The organism is Kribbella italica (assembly GCF_014205135.1).
In the GTDB taxonomy this organism is placed as follows: Bacteria; Actinomycetota; Actinomycetes; order Propionibacteriales; family Kribbellaceae; genus Kribbella; species Kribbella italica.
Genome location: NZ_JACHMY010000001.1, coordinates 4,009,639 through 4,024,292 on the forward strand (window position 1 = coordinate 4,009,639; position 14,654 = coordinate 4,024,292).

The window sequence follows — 14,654 nt, forward strand, 5'->3', positions numbered from 1 at the left end:
TGTTCTTCGGAGTCGTTTCATACCTTGCGATGCTGTCAATCAGCAGCGGGGTCGGGCATCGCCCAGCAGAGGTATTCGGCGTTACGCCGGCTGCGGTACGTCGGCGGTCAGCAGGGTGCGCACGGTCTCCTGGGCGCAGGCCTTGTTGACGCCGATGCCGCCCTGCGCGCCGCGTTTGATCCAGCCGGTGACGAAGTGGCCGGGCTTGCCGATGACGGCGCCGCGGTCGTTCGGGACCACGCCGCGGGTCTCGTCGAAGGGGAGCCCGGGGATCGGGCGGCCGGTGAAGCCGATCGCGGTGATCAGGGTGTCGGCCGCGATGGTGTCGCCGTCGGCCGTGGTCAGAGCGCGGCCGTCCCAGGCGACGGGCGTGGTGTTGTAGCGGAGGGCGATGCCCTTGGTGTGCTCGACTTCCCGGTACGCCGAGGCGGTGTAGGCGGCAGACTCCGGGCCGCGGCGGCCCAGGACGACGACCTCGGTGAACCTGTCCGGTCCTTGGAAAGACGTGAGCAGGCGGGCGAGGTCGAGGGCTACGTTTCCGTTGCCTACGACGACGGCTCGCGGGCCCTTCAGGTCCGGGCGGCGGGCGCCTGGGCGGTTGTTGTACCAGGCAACGATCTCGTCTGCTGCCAGCTCGCCCGGGATTCCCAGCCGGCGGCTCTGGTACGCACCGGAGGCGTGCACGACCGCGTCGTACCGGCCCTCGAGGTCGTCGACGCTCACCGAGGTGCTGGGGCGCCAGCGGACGCGCGGGTGCGCGACGATCCGCTCGAAGGTCTCGACGATCTGCTTGGTCACCGGGTGATCGGGCGCGACGCCGTACCTCGCCAAGCCGCCGACCACCGGCAGGCGATCGAACACCGTCACCTCAGCCGTACTGCGCTGCAGCAGCTCCCGCGTCGCGTACATCCCTGCCGGACCGGCCCCGACCACGACGACCCGCCGCGGCCCGTCCGACCAGCGGTCGAAGCGCGGCGGTTCCCAGGTGTCCAGGTCGAGCCCGTCGAGCACCGGCCGTTCCTTGTAGTACGACGCGTTCAGCTGTACGTCGACCGCCGACGAACGGTCCGCCGGTTTGGCGGCGTCCACCGGGCAGATGTCGGCGCAGGCGCCGCAGTCGATGCAGGTCCGCGGGTCGATGAACAGCCCGTCGGTCGTCCCGAAGCCCGGCTCCCCCGGCGACGGATGGATGCAGTTCATCGGGCACACCGCGACGCAGCTCGCGTCCGCGCAGCAGTCCCCGCTGATCGCGTAGGTCATACCGAAGCGCCCCCGTCCGCGGAGCGACAACTTCCGGCGCTGGGCATGTCAGAGCAACCCGGTCCGCCGGTAGACGCGGCGCGCGGCCGGCGTCAGCAGGCCGACCTCGGCGAGGAAGTCCATCAGGTTCGCGCAGCTCGACCGCAGCAGTGAGCGGTGGTGCTCGTTGCGCCGGGCCATCGCGACAGCTTTCCCGACGTCGAGGCCCGCGTTCCGGTACACGGCCGGGCTGACCATGCTGCTGACGATCATGTCCGCGGCCAGCGCGATCACCAGCGCGCTGACTTGGCGCCGTACAAGGCCGGCATCGGCGATCCGGTCCCGGGTCTCCTCGCGGGCGAACACCATGTGCCGCGACTCCTCGACGACGTGGATGTGGTTCACCGTGCGGACCAGCGGCGCGACCCGGCGGTCGCGCATCCAGTCGCGCTGCATGACGTCGAGAACCTCTTCGGCGACCAGGATGGCGGCGTACGCCGTCGCGCCGGTGGCGACGGTCTTGAAGCCGCGGCCGAGTTCCCGCGCGAGCAGACCCGGCCGGTACCGGGCGTCGACGAGCCGGGCCGAGGCCTTGGCGAACATGATCGAGTGCCGGCACTCGTCGGCGATCTCGGTCAACGCCCACTGGAACTCCGCGCTCCCCGGGCTCTCGTCGTACACGTCGCGCAGGATCATCTGCTGCAGGATCAGCTCGAACCAGATCCCGGTCGAGGCGACCGACGCGGCCTCGTGCTTGGTCAGCTCACGGCGCTGCGGCTCGGTCAGCTCGTCCCAGTACGGCGTGCCGTAGAGCGTGCTCCACTCGGGACTGAGTCCGTAGCCGTCGCCGACCGGGGCGTCCCAGTCGATCTCCGTCTCCGGGTCGCGGGACAGCTGCGCCGCCGAGGCCAGCAGGCGTTGTGCGGTTTCGTCCGTGCCGTGCATGACGCACCTCCGGGAATCGATACATCCTCAATGTAACATGAGCGATGTATCGATCCGCAAGAGCAGCTCACTGCGCGGGACGCACCATCCGGAGCTCAGGGACGCCGAAGAACTCCTCGTCCACCCGGGCGCCGTCCGCGACGAAGCCGTTGCGCCGGTAGAAGGCGAGCGCGCGCTCGTTGCCCTCCAGCAGCCACAGGCTGGCCGCTTCCTTCCCGATCGCGACGTCCAGCAGGCGCTGGCCGAGGCCGCTCCCCCACCAGGCCTTCCGGACGTAGACGGAGTACAGCTCCAGTGGCGTCGGCGCATCGTCGTCGCGGCCGGGGCCGGGCGACGAGAAACCGATCACGCGGTCCTGAATCGGTACGTCGAGCCCCGGGTTGAACGCGAGCCACCGGACCACGCCGGCCTCGATCGCACCGGCCCAGCGCTCGGTGCGGCGACCGAAGCCGGTCGGGTCGGTCTTCTCCTGCAGGCGCCGCGGGTCCAGCAGGCCGGCGTACGCCTCCTGCCAGCAGAGCAGGTGGCACCAAGCTCCGGCCTCGGCGTCGGCGATCTCCGCGCGGCGGATCTCGACGCGGGCCGCGTCAGCGCGGCCGGGTCTCGCCGCGACCATCTAGACCGTGAAGACGATCTTGCCGAAGACGTCGCCCTCGTTCATCTTCGCGAAGCCGGTGCGGGCCTCCGCGAGCGGCAGCGTGGTGTCGATGTGCGGCGAGATGCCTGCGTTCGCCATGAACCGGACCAGCTCGGCCAGTTCCTGCCGGGTGCCCATCGTCGAGCCCTGGATCCGCAGCTGCAGGAAGAAGATCCGGTTCAGCTCGGCCGACTTCGGCGCCTGGCCGGAGGTCGCGCCGGAGATCACCACCGTGCCGCCCTGCTTGAGCGACTTGAGCGAGTGCGACCAGGTCGCCTCGCCGACGGTCTCCATCACCGCGTCGACCCGCTCGGGCAGCCGCGCGCCGGACTCGAACACGTCGTGCGCGCCGATCTCCAGCGCCTTCGCCCGCTTGCCCTCGTCCCGGCTGGTCGCCCAGACCCGGATCCCGGCCGCGCGCGCCAGCGTGATCAGCGACGTCGCGACGCCACCGCCGGCGCCCTGCACGAGCACGGTGTCGCCCGGCTTCAGCCCGGACTGCGTGAACAGCATCCGGTACGCCGTGAGCCACGCCGTCGGCAGACAAGCAGCCTGCTCGAAACTCAACCCGGCCGGCTTCGGGACGACGTTGTGCGCCGGAACGACGACCTTCTCCGCCAGCGTCCCCTGGTACCGCTCGCTCAGCAGCGAGCGCTTCGGGTCGAGCGTCTCGTCGCCCTTCCAGGACGGGTCCGAGATCACCGCGTGCACGACCACCTCGTTGCCGTCCGGGTCGACCCCGGCGGCGTCGCAGCCGAGGATCATCGGCAGGCTCTTCTCGGCCAGCCCGACGCCCTTGAGCGACCACAGGTCGTGGTGGTTCAGCGCCGACGCCTTCACGTCGATCGTCACCCACCCGTCCGGAGCCACCGGGTCCGGCCGCTCCCCCACCTCGAGCGCGGACACCGGGTCGTCGGCGTTGAACTTGGCGGCGTAGGCAGCAAGCATGAGCCCACCCTAGGCGCTGGTCTGCTGCCCGTCAGTTAGCAACGTCACCGAGCCGTACGGCGAACGACGGCTCACACCGCAGCGCAGATCTACTCCTTGAGCAGGCCCGCCCTGAGCTCGGTCAGCGTCCGGGCCAGCAGCCGGGAGACGTGCATCTGCGAGATGCCGATCTCCTCGGCGATCTGGGACTGCGTCATGCCCCGGAAGAACCGCAACGTGAGGATCCGCTTCTCGCGGGTGTCCAGCTGGGCCAGCAACGGCTTCAGGGACTCGCGGTACTCCACGCTCTCCAGCGCCTCGTCCTCGCCGCCGAGCCCGTCGAGCACGGTGGTTGCGTCGGCCTCGTTCTGGTCGGGGGCGTCCAGCGACAGCGTGTTGTACGCGTTCGCCGACTCCAGTCCCTCGATCACCAGGTCCGGGGCCAGCTCCAGCCGGTTCGACAACTCCGCCACCGTGGGCGCCCGGCCGAGCTCCTGGGTCAGCTCCGCGGTCGCCGCCGTCAGCGAGAGCCGCAGCTCCTGCAGCCGGCGCGGAACACGGATCGCCCAGCCCTTGTCGCGGAAGTAGCGCTTGATCTCGCCGAGGATCGTCGGCGTCGCGTACGTCGAGAACTCGACCCCGCGCTCGACGTCGAACCGGTCGACCGCCTTGATCAGCCCGATCGTCGCGACCTGCACCAGGTCGTCGTACGGCTCACCGCGGTTGCGGAACCGGCGGGCCAGGTGCTCGACCAGCGGCATGTGCAGCGAGACCAGTCCGTCGCGGGCCAGCATGTGCGCCGGGTCGCCGGCCGGGGCGGCCCCCAGTGCGGCGAAGAGTTCGGCGGTGCGGGTGCGTAGGTCGGTGGGTTCCTGGGGTTCGCCCAGGGATCTGTCGTCGGTCACGCCTTCTCCGTGGCGCCGGCGGTCGCCGTCACGGTGATGGTCAGACGGCCGTCCACGGTCTCCGCGCCGGCCGACTCCACCAGCGCGGTCAGCACGGTCCACCCGAACGAGTCGGTGTCCGGCATCCAGCCGGCCGGTACGGCGGCCGAGGTGCGCACGGTGAGCTGCGGCCCCGAAGGCGACACACTGATGGCGAAGACGCACTCCAGCACACCGTCGGTGGCCTGGGGCAGCAGCAGCGAGCAGGCCTCGTCGACGGCGATCCGCAGGTCGTCGATCGCGTCGACGGTGAAGTCGTTGCGGGCCGCGAGGTTGCCGACCACCGAGCGCGGGACGGCGATGTAGGCGCTGTCCGCGGGAATGCTGAGGCGTACCTCGGCGGCTGATCCGATGCTGCTCACGTGCTGCCTCCCTGGCGGGCTGATCTCTGGGCGGTCGGCCCACACCGCGTACATCTTCCCTGCTGCGGCCCGGCAATGCACAACGATCCCGAATCGATCTGACCGGTGCTGACATGTTGCGCGTAGCTGTCGAGCGTGTTGGGATATCGAGCAATATCGCGCACTTCTGCGGATCGCCTCTGGTCCCTCGCCCCGCCTGACGACAGGAGTTCACCGTGAATCCCACCAGCTCGCGCCGGACCGTGCTCGGCGCCGGAGTCGCCGGCGTCCTGGCCGCCGCCGGCGCCGGCGGAACCGCCGCCGCCTCGGCCGACCCCTCGACCACCGCGGCCCCTGCCGATCTCTCGACCGGCCCTTCGACTGGTACGGCGGCGGCCCGCCGGCCCCACCAGCGCTCGATGGTCGACGTACCGTTCGCCCAGCACGACACCGTCCGGGTCGGCCTGATCGGTCTCGGCAACCGCGGCGCCGGCATGCTGACCGGCTGGGCCGCCGTGCCCGGCGCGGTCGTCACCGCGGTCTGCGACATCCGCGCCGACCGGGCCAAGGCGGCCGCCGACAAGCTCGTCCAGCTCGGCAAACCGCGCCCGGCCGAGTACGGCGGCTCGGCCGCGGCGTACAAGAACCTCGTCCGGAGCGGGGACGTCGACCTCGTCTACATCGCCACCCCGTGGGAGTTCCACTACGAGCAGGGCAAGGCGGCGCTGCTCGCCGGCAAGCACGTCGGCGTCGAGCTCCCGATCGCCACCGAGCTCGCCCAGCTCTGGGACCTGGTCGACACCTCCGAGCGGACCCGCCGGCACCTGTGGCTGATGGAGAACTGCAGCTACGGCCGCAACGAGCTGGCGATGCTCAAGATGGCGCACGAAGGGGTGTTCGGCGAGATCACCAACGGGCACGGCGGGTACCTGCACGACCTGCGGGAGCTGCTGTTCAGCGACACCTACTACACCGACGCGTGGCGGCGGAAGTGGCACACCCGCAGTACGGCGAGCTTCTACGCGATGCACGGCCTGGCGCCGATCGCGGCGGCGATGGACATCAACCGCGGCGACCGGTTCACCACGCTGCGGGCCACCGCGACCGCACCGCGGGGACTGGCCGACTACCGCGAGCGCAACCTCCCGCGCTCGCACCCGTCCTGGAACGAGAAGTACGTCAACGGCGACCTGGTCACCTGCCTGATCGAGACGGCCAAGGGCCGGGTGATCCGGGCCGAGCACGACGTCAGCTCGCCGCGCCCGTACAGCCGGATCAACAGCCTGGCGGGCAGCCGCGGCATCTTCGAGGACTACGTCCCGGTCGGCGAGACCGGCGGGCGGGTCTACCTGGAACCCGATCACGGCGGTCACAGCTGGCGGGACTTCACGCCGTACCGGGAGGAGTTCGACCACTGGTTGTGGAAGAAGATCGGCGACGACGCGGAGAACAACGGCGGCCACGGCGGGATGGACTACGTGCTGCAGTGGCGGATCGTGCAGCAGATGCGGGCCGGGCTGGTGCCGGACATCGACGTGTACGACTCGGCCGCGTGGTGCGCGCCGGTGCCGCTGAGCGTGGAGTCGCTGAAGCGGGACGGCCGGCCGGTCGACGTACCGGACTTCACGCGGGGGCGCTGGTCGGAGCTGCGGCTCGGGCTGGACTCCCGTGAGACCGACATGCCGCCGGTCGGCTGAGCGCGGAAGGACGAGGACGATGAAACTTCTCGCGAAGGTGTGCGCGGCCGTCGTACTGGCGGCCGGGCTGACCGCGCCGCAGGCGTCAGCGGCCGGTCAGGTCGAGGTCGGGATCTCCACGGTGGACCTGGCCGGGCCGGTGATCTCGACGGTCAAGGTGACGGTCAAGAACAACACGTCGGTCCGGTTGTCGAAGCTGGCGGTCTCCTTCCGGGGACCGGTCGGTTGGACGGTCGCGCCGGAGGTCCGGACCGTGAAGGACGCGGTCAGGCCGGGTGCGTCGGCCGTGGTCGACTTCCAGCTCCGGGTGCCCGCGCCGCGGGCCGGGTTCACGATCCGGACGTTCACGGCGACCGCGTCGTACGCCGGTGGTGAAGCCGTCGGGACGAGCTCGCAGCGTTCCGGTACGCCGTTGCCGAACCTGGCCGCGGCCTTCAACAACGTCGGGGTGACCAACGAGTCGGCCACGGCGCCGGGCAACTTCGACGGCGAGGGCAACAGCTTCTCGGCGCAAAGGCTGGCGGCGGCTGGAGTGACTCCTGGCGCGACGGTCAGCGCGCTCGGTGCGACGCTGAAGTGGCCGGACGCCCAGCCCGGGACCAAGGACAACGCGGCCGGCGGCGGTCAGACGATCCAGTTCGCGGGCCAAGGGCAACGACTCGTCCTGCTCGGCTCCGGAGCCGGCCAGGCCGCGGTCGGCACGGTGACGATCTGGTACGCCGACGGCACGTCGTCCACCGGCTCGTTCGGCTTCCCGAACTGGTCGTTCCAGGACGCCGGCGCGCACGGCGCGACCCAGGTGATCAGCATGCCCGGCCGCAACACCCCGGGCGGCTACGCCAACGCCGAGTACCAGTACCGCGTGTTCGCCAACTCGGTCCCGCTCGACCCGGCCAAGACGGTCGAGCTGATCACGCTGCCGTCGACCGGCAGCCTGCACCTGTTCGCGGCGGCCGTCGCCTGAACGCACGAACGGCCGGTCCCCCTGGCGGGGGACCGGCCGTTCGTCGTGCGGAGAACTACGTCGGCTCGACGTGGGTCGGGTTGAGCACCCGCCGCAGGAAGTCCTGCGTGCGTTGCTGCTGCGGGTTGCCGATCACCTCGGCCGGCGGGCCCTGCTCGACGATCACGCCGCCGTCCATGAACACCACCCGGTCGGCCACCTCGCGGGCGAACGCCATCTCGTGGGTGACCACGAGCATCGTCATCCCGTCCAGGGCGAGCTTGCGCATCACCGTCAGGACGTCGCCGACCAGCTCCGGGTCGAGCGCCGAGGTCGGCTCGTCGAACAGCATCAGCGCCGGGTCCATCGACAGCGCCCGCGCGATCGCGACCCGCTGCTGCTGCCCACCGGACAGCTGGGCCGGGTACGCCGTGACCTTGTCGTCCAGGCCGACCCGGGACAGGTTCGCCCGGGCGATCTGCTCGGCCTCGGCCGGCTTGCGCTTCAGCACGGTCGTCTGGGCGACCATGCAGTTGGCCAGCACCGACAGGTGCGGGAACAGGTTGAACTGCTGGAACACCATGCCGATCCCTTGCCGGGCGGCGTCCAGGTGACAGTCGCGGTCGGTGATGTCCTCACCGCGGACGATCACCTGCCCCTCCTGCGGGACCTCGAGCAGGTTGACGCAGCGCAGCAGCGTCGACTTGCCCGAGCCGGACGGCCCGATCACGCAGACGACCTCGCCCTGCGCGACGGTGAAGTCGATCCCGCGCAGGACGTGGTTGCTGCCGAACGACTTGTGCAGGTTCTTGATCTCCACCACCTGGGGCGGTGGGTTGGACACCGAATCTTGGACAGTCATCGCGCCCTCGCAGCCTTCGCCTCGAGCCGGCGGACCAGCAGGCCCAGCGGCAGCGTGATGATCAGGTAGCAGAAGCCCGCCGTGACCAGCGGGGTCAGGTTCGAGTACGTGTTGGCCAGGTCCCGGCCGAACCCGGTCAGCTCGTACGCCGACGCCGTCGTACCGATGATGAACACCAGCGACGAGTCCTTCACCAGCAGGATCAGGTCGTTGGTCAACGGCGGCAGCACGATCCGGAACGCCTGCGGCAGCACGATCTTGCGGGTGGCCAGCGCCGGCGGCATGCCGAGCGAGCGGGCCGCCTCGACCTGTCCCTTCGGCACCGCCTGGATGCCGGCCCGGATCACCTCGGCCATGTAGGCCGCCGCGACGATGCCGAGCGCGAGCCAGACCGTGCCGTACGGGTCGAGCGGGATGGTCATGCCCTCGAAGGCCAGCGGCAGCAGGCTGAACGCGATGAACACCACGATCGCCGGCAGGCCGCGGAAGAACTCGATGTAGGCCGTCGAGATCCACCGGTACGGTCCGACGCTGGACAGCCGCATCAGCGCCAGCAGCGTGCCGCCGAGCAGACCGATCACGAACGCGCCGGCGGTGTACTCCAGCGTCTTCAGCAGCGCGGTCAGCAGACCGTCCTGGAACGCCGACTTGATGTACTCCGGCTTGAAGAAGACGCTGCCGATCTGGCCCCAGTCGGCGGAGAAGGCCGCGACCAGGACCAGCACGATCAGTACGCCGTACTGCAGGTACCGGGAGCGCTGAGACCGTTGCCGCGGACTCAGCCCCTTACGGACGACCGTGTCGTTGGGTGTGCTCACTTCTTCGGCTCAACCCCGAACCAGGTCTTGTAGATCTCGTTGTACTTGCCGTCGGTCTTGGCCGCGGCCAGCAGGGTGTTGAACTTCTCGACCAGCTTCGGGCCGCTGCCGTCCTTGAGCGCGCCGAAGCCGTACTGCTCGCCGGTGTCGAACTCGGCCACCACGGCGGTGTCCGGGTTCTCCTTGACGAAGTCGTACAGCACGCCGTTGTCGTTGATGCCGGCGTCGACGCGACCGGACTTGACGTTGTTCTCCTGCAGCGCGAGGTCGTTGAACACGACCACCTCGAAGCCGATCTTCTTCGCCTGCTCGGTGGCGAAGTCCTTACCGGTGGTGTCGGCCTGGACCCCGACCTTCTTGCCCTTCAGGTCCTCCAGCGACTTGTACGGCGCGTCCTTCTTGGTCAGCAGCACCTGGGTGGCGTCCATGTACGGCGCGGTGATGCTGATCGCGGCCTTGCGCGAGTCGGTGATCGTCATCGCGCCCATGCCGACGTCGCACTTCTTGGCCTGGAAGGCGGCGCCCGAGGTGACCTGCGCCCACTCGATGTTGACCACCTCCTGCTCCAGCCCGAGGTCCTTGGCCAGCAGGTCCAGCAGGTCGACGTCGAACCCGACCACCTTGGTGCCGTCCTTGTACTGGAACGGCTTGTACGGCAGGTGGGTGCAGATCGTCAGCTTGCCCGGCTTCACCAAGGTGATGCCGGCGGCCGCGGCCTTGTCCTCGCTACCACCGCTGCCCGAGTCGTCGCTGCCGCAGGCGGAAAGGGCGAGCGCGAGCGCGGCGACCGTTGCGGTGGCGGCCGCGAAACGACGTTTACGGAGGGTGGGAACGATGTTCATCGCGAAAACTCCTCGACACTGGTTGTGATCGTCCTGCCGGACGTTACCGGCCAGGATTCCCGCATCCTGACACAGCAGGCAGCACCGTGTCGGCCGGTAACCGGGGCCGAGACTCGATCGTCACCCCGCTGTTGCCGTGTGGGGGGCCTCACAGATGAGACCACTGCTCCCTGTGGTTTACTCGTGGCGACGGGTGACCCCCTGGCAACGGCGCCGTTCGACGCACCCTCATCGAACCGCCAACCTCACATGTTCCGTACACGCCTCGCCCGCTGTCCGCCGGGCTGACGAAGGGTCCCTCATGGTCGCCGAAGCCGTTCCCTCCGAAGTTCCTGCCTCAGACCCGTACGCCGGTGACCCGGTCTTCGAGCTGCACCGCGGTGGCAAGATCGAGGTCACCTCCTCGATCCAGGTCCGCGACGCCGACGACCTGTCGATGGCCTACACGCCCGGCGTGGCCCGGGTCTGCACCGCGATCCACCAGGACCCGTCGCTGGTCCGGACCTACACCTGGAAGTCGAACGTGGTCGCCGTGGTGACCGACGGGACCGCCGTACTGGGCCTCGGTGACATCGGCCCGGCCGCCGCGCTGCCGGTGATGGAGGGCAAAGCCCTGCTGTTCAAGGAGTTCGGCGGCGTCGACTCGGTGCCGATCGCGCTGGACTGCACCGACGTGGACGAGTTCGTCGACACGGTCGCGCGGATGGCGCCGACGTTCGGCGGCATCAACCTGGAGGACATCTCCGCGCCGCGCTGCTTCGAGATCGAGCGGCGGCTGAAGGAACGGCTGGACATCCCGGTCTTCCACGACGACCAGCACGGTACGGCGGTCGTCGTACTGGCGGCGCTGCGGAACGCCTTGCGGGTGACGGACAAGTCGATCTCGGACATCCGCGTGGTGATCTCCGGCGCGGGTGCGGCCGGCGTCGCGTGCGCGCGAATCCTGCTGCAGGCCGGTGTCGGCGACCTGGCCGTTGTCGACAGCAAGGGTGTGCTGCACGAGGACCGCGCCGACCTGAGCCCGGTGAAACTGTCGCTGGCACGGGACACCAACACCGCTCAGCTGTCCGGCCGCCTGGTCGACGCGCTGGACGGCGCGGACGTCTTCCTCGGCGTCTCCGGCGGCACGGTCCCGGAGGAGGCGATCGCCCGGATGGCGCCCGGCGCGATGATCTTCGCGCTCGCCAACCCGAACCCGGAGGTCCACCCCGACCTCGCCCACCGGTACGCCGCGGTGGTGGCGACCGGCCGCTCGGACTTCCCGAACCAGATCAACAACGTACTGGCCTTCCCGGGCATCTTCCGCGGCGCCTTCGACGCGAACGCCAGCCGGATCACCGAAGGCATGAAGCTGGCCGCAGCCGAGGCACTGGCCGGCCTGATCGCCGACGACGAACTCCGCCCGGACTACATCATCCCGTCACCGTTCGACGAGCGCGTGGCCCCCGCCGTCGCCGCCGCGGTCGCCGCGGCCGCCCACCAGGACGGCGTCGCCCGCAGCTGACCGGGCGGACAGGGCCGGGGTCAGCCGCAGGCACTCGCCCTGCCAGCACAGAGCAACCCGGCCCCGTGGGCACGCCGCGGCCTGCCGCTTCGGTCAGACGCCGGCTGAACGCACGGCCGCGTAGAGCTCCTGCAGCTTCTCCACCAAGTGGTCGCCGTCGCGCGCGGTGGACGTCAGGTCGAGCAGAATCTCTTGTACGCCGTCGATCCTGGCGTGAGCCAGGACATCGTCGACCAGCTGATCGATGGTTCCCCGGAACGGCGGACGGTCAGTTCCCTCGACCGGCTGCTCGGTCAGCGTGATGTTGGCCCGGACGACGAGATCGAGCGGACGGGTGCGACCGCGCTGGGCGGCCAGGCTCTTGACCTGCTTCCATTCTTCGGCCAGCTGATCGGCGGTCAGCCCGACCGGCATCCAGCCGTCCGCGCGGTCGACGAGGCGACGCAGCGCCGGGCCGTTGGTCGCCGCCAGGTAGACCGGCACGGAATTCACCGGCTTGGGGCCGACCTCGGACGGCGGGATCGCGGTCAACGTGCCTTCGTAGGAAACAGGGTCCGCGCCGTGGACGGCAGCGAACACGTCGAGCACCTCATCGAGAACCGCGCCACGCTTCTCCAGCGGCGCCACCGAGCCCGCCGCGAACTCGTCGGGCGACCAGCCGACGCCGAGGCCCGCGACCGCACGGCCTCCGGTCGCGGCGTCCAGCGTCGCGAACCAGCGGGCCAGCTGGAACGGCACGTGGTACGGAGCGACCAGAACGCTGGTACCCAGGCGTGCACGTTCGGTCACCGCGCCTGCCATCGCCAAGGTCACCAGTGGATCGGCGACGCTGCGGTAGCTGTCAGGCCAGGCAAGACCGGGCACGTTGTAGAGGCCGTGCGTCATCGGAGTCGGGAACAACGTTCGTTCGAAGACCCACAGACTCTCGTACCCCGTCTGTTCAGCGATCTGAGCGACCCTGACCACGTCGCGACCGAGATCGAACTGCTTCATCTGGGGTAGTGCCGTGCCGAGCTTGAGCGGCATGCGATGGCTCCTTCAAGGACGAGTGGGCGACGGAGTGCCAGTCATTGAAATCTTAACCACTCGCGGCAAGACCCGTCGGGCGACCCAACCGTCGGACCGATCAGGGCGCCGGCCGATCGCCCTAGAGCACCGGCGGGTGGTCGCGGCTCGGGTCGTCGCGGAGGGCCTCGGTGGAGGCCTTCTGGAAGATGGCGGCCAGGACGGCGACGGCCGCGATCGCGAGCACGACCGAGATCGCCTTGGTCGAGCCGCCCCAGAAGCTGTAGGCCATCAGGACCTGGATCAGCTGGGTGAACACCGCCGGGCCGCGGCTCCACGTCGACGCGCGGAACAGTCCGCGCGCGACCAGCAGCAGGCCGCCGCCGTACGCGAGCAGGAACAGGGTCGTGGTCAGCCCGAGCACCAACCGTCCGGAGTCGAGCGTTAACGCTTCGGCAAATCCGAGAACGACGACCACAAGCCCTTCCGCAGCGACCACAGCCGCGGCTAACTTGAGCGGACGCGGTGCGGCTGCAGAGGAATCGGTCGGCACACCGCAAGCCTACGCGGCGGAGGTTCGGCCGGACCGGTGCGGTTTGCCGGTACGGCGGAACGTCCGTCGCGTGGCAACTCGACGCCCCGGCGGACTGCTGTGAGGAGCAGCCCGGCGCAGGGCACATCGGACCTGGGCCCACCCCTGCCCCAGGTGCGATGACGGGTCGGAGAGCCTTTCCCCACAGGGATTCCAGGTTTTGCGTAACCCCGAGGCTGTTCGATCGGTTACTTGCAGTGAACGGGTGATCGCAGCTCGACCCCGGCGTTCGGATAACGGACGTAGCGGTCCGCTCTGCACCGGTTCGAAGTGTAAAGGAAGCGTTGTGATCGGATCGACAAGTCCATAACCCTTGTTTCACCAGCGCGAGGTTGGGAACATGGGGTCGTTCGTGAAAACGTTCACAACGCTTCGCACCACCCCCCGTGCGATTACTTCACCGCTGATCGGGCACAGACCAGCCTTCAGCGGAATTCGACTACCGAGAGAGATGGGATCCGCCATGGATTGGCGCCACCGGGCCGTTTGCCTCGATGAGGACCCGGAACTGTTCTTCCCCATCGGCAACACCGGGCCCGCGATCATGCAGATCGAGGAGGCCAAGCAGGTGTGCCGTCGTTGCGACGTGCGTGAGCAGTGCCTCGCCTGGGCACTGGAAGCCGGCCAGGACCACGGTGTCTGGGGCGGCCTGAGCGAGGACGAGCGTCGTGCGCTGAAGCGCCGCAACGCCCGCGCCCGCATCCGTACCGCCTGACGCAGCTACACGATGGGGCCCCGCGGGATCCGCGGGGCCTTTTGATTTCCAGGCGTTCCGGGCCGACAGGTTGCCCACAGCCCCCGACGTTGCCTGCGAAGAACTATGGGTCAGCACCAACAGTTGAACTCCCCCACGGTTGTTCCCAGCCAACGAACTCAACTCCCCTGGTCGTCAGTCGTTCACCGGCGCAGGCCGGTGAGCTGCAGCTCGGCGAACAGGCCGACGGCCACCGCCTGCACGATCACGAAGCCGACCCCGAGGGCCGTCAGCTCGAGCACGAACAGTGCCCCGAGACTGGCGACCACCCAGGCGAGGTTGATCGCGACGATCTCGCGGACCGCCGTACGCCGGACCGCAGGCCGGCGACCGATCATCAGCAGGGCGGCGCTCCACAGCACCAGGAACGCGCCCGCCCCGGCGGACAGCGTGCTGGACAACCCCAACGGGCCGTCCAGCGCCCAGCCCGCGCCGAGCAGCAGGACTCCGAGGGCACCGGACGCCACGGCGTCCAGCCGGATCACCCGGGTCAGAAAGCGGCTCTGGACAGTGGCAGCAGCCGCGGAGATCGTCTCGGTACTCATGGTCGGTTCCTCCTGGTCGATCGGTTGATGACCAGAAGCCTGCCGTCCCTGGGCGGATC

The 14,654-nt window shown here is 69.5% G+C and carries 16 protein-coding genes; 4 read left to right on the top strand and 12 right to left on the bottom strand.

Annotation, left to right across the window (positions count from 1 at the left end; all coding sequences use genetic code 11):
* Positions 1-81: 81 nt before the first annotated feature.
* The 6 genes from HDA39_RS18535 to HDA39_RS18560 form a co-directional block, all read right to left on the bottom strand.
* A complete protein-coding gene (locus HDA39_RS18535) occupies positions 82-1,260 on the bottom strand; it encodes an FAD-dependent oxidoreductase (RefSeq protein WP_184796655.1) in 1,179 nt (392 codons plus the stop codon).
* Positions 1,261-1,308: 48 nt separating this feature from the next.
* Positions 1,309-2,184, bottom strand: a complete 876-nt coding sequence (locus HDA39_RS18540; protein WP_184796657.1) for an AurF N-oxygenase family protein — start codon at positions 2,182-2,184, stop codon at positions 1,309-1,311.
* Positions 2,185-2,251: 67 nt separating this feature from the next.
* Positions 2,252-2,800 carry a GNAT family N-acetyltransferase gene (locus HDA39_RS18545; RefSeq protein ID WP_184796659.1) on the bottom strand — a complete coding sequence of 183 codons (549 nt, stop codon included), beginning with the start codon at positions 2,798-2,800 and terminating at the stop codon, positions 2,252-2,254.
* The gene (locus tag HDA39_RS18550) at positions 2,801-3,769 is read right to left on the bottom strand and encodes a zinc-binding dehydrogenase (RefSeq protein WP_184796661.1); all 969 of its coding nucleotides are present in this window, start codon (positions 3,767-3,769) and stop codon (positions 2,801-2,803) included.
* 89 nt (positions 3,770-3,858) lie between these two features.
* Positions 3,859-4,653 carry a SigB/SigF/SigG family RNA polymerase sigma factor gene (locus HDA39_RS18555; RefSeq protein WP_184796663.1) on the bottom strand — a complete coding sequence of 265 codons (795 nt, stop codon included), beginning with the start codon at positions 4,651-4,653 and terminating at the stop codon, positions 3,859-3,861.
* Positions 4,650-5,054 carry an anti-sigma regulatory factor gene (locus HDA39_RS18560; RefSeq protein ID WP_184796665.1) on the bottom strand — a complete coding sequence of 135 codons (405 nt, stop codon included), beginning with the start codon at positions 5,052-5,054 and terminating at the stop codon, positions 4,650-4,652. Before HDA39_RS18560 ends, HDA39_RS18555 begins: the two co-directional genes overlap by 4 nt.
* Before the next feature lie 215 nt (positions 5,055-5,269).
* Here HDA39_RS18560 and HDA39_RS18565 point away from each other — a divergent pair, with 215 nt between their 5' ends.
* Positions 5,270-6,730 (top strand): Gfo/Idh/MocA family protein, encoded by a 1,461-nt coding sequence (locus HDA39_RS18565; protein WP_337925793.1) that lies wholly within the window; start codon positions 5,270-5,272, stop codon positions 6,728-6,730.
* A gap of 19 nt (positions 6,731-6,749) precedes the next feature.
* A complete protein-coding gene (locus HDA39_RS18570; protein WP_184796667.1) occupies positions 6,750-7,694 on the top strand; it encodes an NEW3 domain-containing protein in 945 nt (314 codons plus the stop codon).
* Positions 7,695-7,749: 55 nt separating this feature from the next.
* On the opposite strand, the gene HDA39_RS18575 is transcribed toward HDA39_RS18570, so the two are convergent.
* From HDA39_RS18575 to HDA39_RS18585, 3 genes are read right to left on the bottom strand one after another with little or no spacing between them, the layout of a single operon-like run.
* Complete coding sequence (locus HDA39_RS18575) at positions 7,750-8,535, bottom strand: amino acid ABC transporter ATP-binding protein (protein ID WP_202893042.1); 786 nt, start codon at positions 8,533-8,535, stop codon at positions 7,750-7,752.
* A complete protein-coding gene (locus HDA39_RS18580) occupies positions 8,532-9,353 on the bottom strand; it encodes an ABC transporter permease subunit (RefSeq protein WP_184796669.1) in 822 nt (273 codons plus the stop codon). Before HDA39_RS18580 ends, HDA39_RS18575 begins: the two co-directional genes overlap by 4 nt.
* Positions 9,350-10,195, bottom strand: coding sequence for an ABC transporter substrate-binding protein (locus HDA39_RS18585; protein ID WP_184796671.1), 846 nt, complete (start codon positions 10,193-10,195; stop codon positions 9,350-9,352). The genes HDA39_RS18580 and HDA39_RS18585 overlap by 4 nt, the downstream gene beginning before the upstream one ends.
* 301 nt (positions 10,196-10,496) lie before the next feature.
* Between HDA39_RS18585 and HDA39_RS18590 the strand changes: the two genes are divergently transcribed.
* Entirely contained in the window at positions 10,497-11,699 is a 1,203-nt protein-coding gene (locus HDA39_RS18590; RefSeq protein ID WP_184796673.1) for an NAD(P)-dependent malic enzyme, read from the top strand.
* Positions 11,700-11,792: 93 nt separating this feature from the next.
* Here HDA39_RS18590 and HDA39_RS18595 read toward each other — a convergent pair whose 3' ends face one another.
* Positions 11,793-12,725, bottom strand: a complete 933-nt coding sequence (locus HDA39_RS18595) for a TIGR03619 family F420-dependent LLM class oxidoreductase (RefSeq protein WP_184796675.1) — start codon at positions 12,723-12,725, stop codon at positions 11,793-11,795.
* A gap of 121 nt (positions 12,726-12,846) precedes the next feature.
* A complete protein-coding gene (locus HDA39_RS18600; protein WP_184796677.1) occupies positions 12,847-13,257 on the bottom strand; it encodes a hypothetical protein in 411 nt (136 codons plus the stop codon).
* A gap of 502 nt (positions 13,258-13,759) precedes the next feature.
* Here HDA39_RS18600 and HDA39_RS18605 point away from each other — a divergent pair.
* The gene (locus HDA39_RS18605) at positions 13,760-14,011 is read left to right on the top strand and encodes a WhiB family transcriptional regulator (protein WP_012922773.1); all 252 of its coding nucleotides are present in this window, start codon (positions 13,760-13,762) and stop codon (positions 14,009-14,011) included.
* Between the two features lie 182 nt (positions 14,012-14,193).
* Here the strand turns inward: HDA39_RS18605 and HDA39_RS18610 are convergent, their stop codons facing one another.
* Positions 14,194-14,595: a hypothetical protein gene (locus HDA39_RS18610; RefSeq protein ID WP_202893043.1), complete on the bottom strand. Its 402-nt coding sequence runs from the start codon at positions 14,593-14,595 to the stop codon at positions 14,194-14,196.
* Between the last annotated feature and the right edge of the window lie 59 nt (positions 14,596-14,654).

Coding starts and splice junctions, on each gene's coding strand:
- HDA39_RS18535 (WP_184796655.1), bottom strand. CDS start 1,260: ATGACCTACGCGATCAGCGGGGACTGCTGCGCGGACGCGAGCTGCGTC.
- HDA39_RS18540 (WP_184796657.1), bottom strand. CDS start 2,184: ATGCACGGCACGGACGAAACCGCACAACGCCTGCTGGCCTCGGCGGCG.
- HDA39_RS18545 (WP_184796659.1), bottom strand. CDS start 2,800: ATGGTCGCGGCGAGACCCGGCCGCGCTGACGCGGCCCGCGTCGAGATC.
- HDA39_RS18550 (WP_184796661.1), bottom strand. CDS start 3,769: ATGCTTGCTGCCTACGCCGCCAAGTTCAACGCCGACGACCCGGTGTCC.
- HDA39_RS18570 (WP_184796667.1), top strand. CDS start 6,750: ATGAAACTTCTCGCGAAGGTGTGCGCGGCCGTCGTACTGGCGGCCGGG.
- HDA39_RS18575 (WP_202893042.1), bottom strand. CDS start 8,535: ATGACTGTCCAAGATTCGGTGTCCAACCCACCGCCCCAGGTGGTGGAG.
- HDA39_RS18585 (WP_184796671.1), bottom strand. CDS start 10,195: ATGAACATCGTTCCCACCCTCCGTAAACGTCGTTTCGCGGCCGCCACC.
- HDA39_RS18590 (WP_184796673.1), top strand. CDS start 10,497: ATGGTCGCCGAAGCCGTTCCCTCCGAAGTTCCTGCCTCAGACCCGTAC.
- HDA39_RS18595 (WP_184796675.1), bottom strand. CDS start 12,725: ATGCCGCTCAAGCTCGGCACGGCACTACCCCAGATGAAGCAGTTCGAT.
- HDA39_RS18605 (WP_012922773.1), top strand. CDS start 13,760: ATGGATTGGCGCCACCGGGCCGTTTGCCTCGATGAGGACCCGGAACTG.
- HDA39_RS18610 (WP_202893043.1), bottom strand. CDS start 14,595: ATGAGTACCGAGACGATCTCCGCGGCTGCTGCCACTGTCCAGAGCCGC.